Raw genomic sequence first — 2,149 nt, 5'->3', positions numbered from 1 at the left:
CTGGCAATCCTAGTGGTATCGAAAGCACTTACGAGACCTCCTTAATGTTGATTTCACCACTAACATTATTGCCAGGATCTCGTCAGCGCTTTCTCTTTTTTGTCACTAAATCACAAAATTTGGTGATGAACCTCAAAATTAATGCTTCCAATTCAGCTACCGTTGGCATTCTTTCTAAATCTTCTTGATAAATTTTTTTGATTTCTAAGAGCGTATCACTTAACAAATCGATTGCATCATCACTTAAAACAACTGTTTCCTTGTTCTTTATGCTTTCCCAAAATGACATTGTATCACCAACCATACCATCTTATTACTACTTTTTCTTGAGTCAATAGCTTATCTAAATTGTTATAAAAAGACGACACTGCTATAAAGCAAGCAGGTCGCCTAGATTGGTTCTATCGTACTGTTTGCTTTTGCTTTATTTTTTCAAACCAATTTTCTGCAACATCCAAATATGGTAAAACATTCTTAGCTATTCGAATAAATTCTGTTTCCTCTAAATTTTGGTTTTCGTTATCGAATTTAAACCAATCTTTATCTCCATTTTTATTATTCATTATTCTAAAACGATTGTTTAAGTGAAAAGCATTCATCTTTTGAAATGGTCGAACTATACCATCAACTATCACGTTTCCTTCCTCATTAACCCTTGCTACTCCAGCTTCTATTATAAATCCTCCTCCCCATTTATCAAATTGAAACGATAGCAAATAACCTAACTGACCTTCTTGCTTCCTAAAATGAGGAAAAGCCCCTTTAAATCCCCTGTTTCTTAATTCTGGGACTACTATTTTCTTTAAAGCACCGACCATTTTATCCTTATTAGATAATATAAAGATCCCCCCCTTTACTTGTTAAATTTGAAATAATTTAATACAGTACGTGCCATTAAAGCAAAATAGGATTCAAGCTGGGTGTCTGAATTCTATTTTGTCTACAACAGTCTGATACTCAAACCATCTTAACTGATTTTGAGTCTATATGACATAAGTAACTATGAGCAGTATTTAAAAATATCTAGATGGTGCCGCAGTTGGTCAAGCATATACGGTAATGTAGAAATGTGTATATGCAGACTGCTACTAAAAAAATCCTCGCTGTGTAAATCCTTAAACTGAACCTGAACAATTCCTCCTCCACTATTGTAGATTTGCACTACAACATTTAGTTCCTTAGATTCTGAATGAAAAACTGCTTTACCTTCTTGTTCTCTGTATATTTTCTTTAAACTTTCATAGAAATGAAAGATATCATGATTGTCAAAATGAAAGTGAACCGTTTCAGCTATAAAGCCACTACCTTTTAGCTTTACTTTTCCTGTAAAGTAGCATCCACCAAAAAACGGATCCCCTTCATTTTCAAAGTCCGTGATAATTAGCTCTAGGCTTCGATCTGCGTCTTCCTCACATACAAATACTTTCATGCTTTGCATCCTTTCTACCAGTTATATTCGTTGCTTATATGGCTCATAGTGGAAATGACGTACCCGTTTGGTTCTCTTATTATATACAACTGTTAACTGATATTTTTTATACTTGTAATTTCTGGGATCGCCTATGGAATGTCTTGCTTTTTCTAACTTATGCATGGTTATAGTATATTTATTATAGCCTTTAGCCCCATCTCTGGATTTCTTACCATAGACAATTGCTCTTGCTAAAATCTGTCTCGGAACATAGCGGTCCGAATTTTGCATATGTTTAAACGCCGTGCTATCAAATATCATTTTTTTAGCAATTGGCTTCACTTTATAAGCTCGATATAGTGCCTTACCTGCTTTGAATCCAACTCCCCCGATAAGCCCTACACCTACAGCAATTGCCGCAGCCTTCCATCCAGCTTTTTTAAATGCCTTATATCCATCATAAACCGCAAACCCTGCATTGATGGCCAGCCAGACCCAATGCCCATCCGGATCCACCAACATCACCAGATTGTTGTTCGCATACGCATACCCATTCTGCGTGGGAATATCACCCGCATCCCCTGAGTCTGGATCCAAGGAAGGGAACACACCGTGCCCTAGACAATAAGAAAGCTGCTTAACGGAACCCCATAGGACAAAAAAACAGAAGGACGAATTTGCGTCTGTAACTGCTAAACTAAAGTGGACAGTTTCCGACAAATAAAATTGGACACTTAT

Annotated in this window: 4 protein-coding genes; 1 reads left to right on the top strand and 3 read right to left on the bottom strand. The window is 36.5% G+C overall.

Annotated features, from left to right (window positions below; genetic code table 11):
* On the top strand, nt 1-188 hold a 188-nt coding region (locus ACYQY7_RS13880), incomplete at its 5' end, for a hypothetical protein (protein WP_461202937.1).
* A gap of 213 nt (nt 189-401) precedes the next feature.
* On the opposite strand, the gene ACYQY7_RS13875 is transcribed toward ACYQY7_RS13880, so the two are convergent.
* From ACYQY7_RS13875 to ACYQY7_RS13865, 3 genes are all read right to left on the bottom strand, one after another.
* A complete protein-coding gene (locus ACYQY7_RS13875) occupies nt 402-818 on the bottom strand; it encodes a DUF4304 domain-containing protein (protein ID WP_221261151.1) in 417 nt (138 codons plus the stop codon).
* A 182-nt stretch (nt 819-1,000) separates the two neighbouring features.
* Complete coding sequence (locus tag ACYQY7_RS13870; protein WP_052009605.1) at nt 1,001-1,429, bottom strand: WapI family immunity protein; 429 nt, start codon at nt 1,427-1,429, stop codon at nt 1,001-1,003.
* Between the two features lie 21 nt (nt 1,430-1,450).
* Nucleotides 1,451-2,149, bottom strand: a 699-nt coding sequence (locus ACYQY7_RS13865; RefSeq protein WP_461202936.1) for an RHS repeat-associated core domain-containing protein, incomplete at its 5' end; no start/stop codon positions are given.

Source organism: Anoxybacillus sp. TBDG-1 (assembly GCF_054815885.1).
The sequence above is the reverse complement of the archived record's forward strand: the minus strand, read 5'-3'. Positions and strand labels throughout refer to the sequence as shown.

Bases quoted from the DNA above. Each gene is read 5' to 3' on its own strand.
- ACYQY7_RS13875 (WP_221261151.1), bottom strand. From the start codon at position 818: ATGGTCGGTGCTTTAAAGAAAATAGTAGTCCCAGAATTAAGAAACAGG.
- ACYQY7_RS13870 (WP_052009605.1), bottom strand. From the start codon at position 1,429: ATGAAAGTATTTGTATGTGAGGAAGACGCAGATCGAAGCCTAGAGCTA.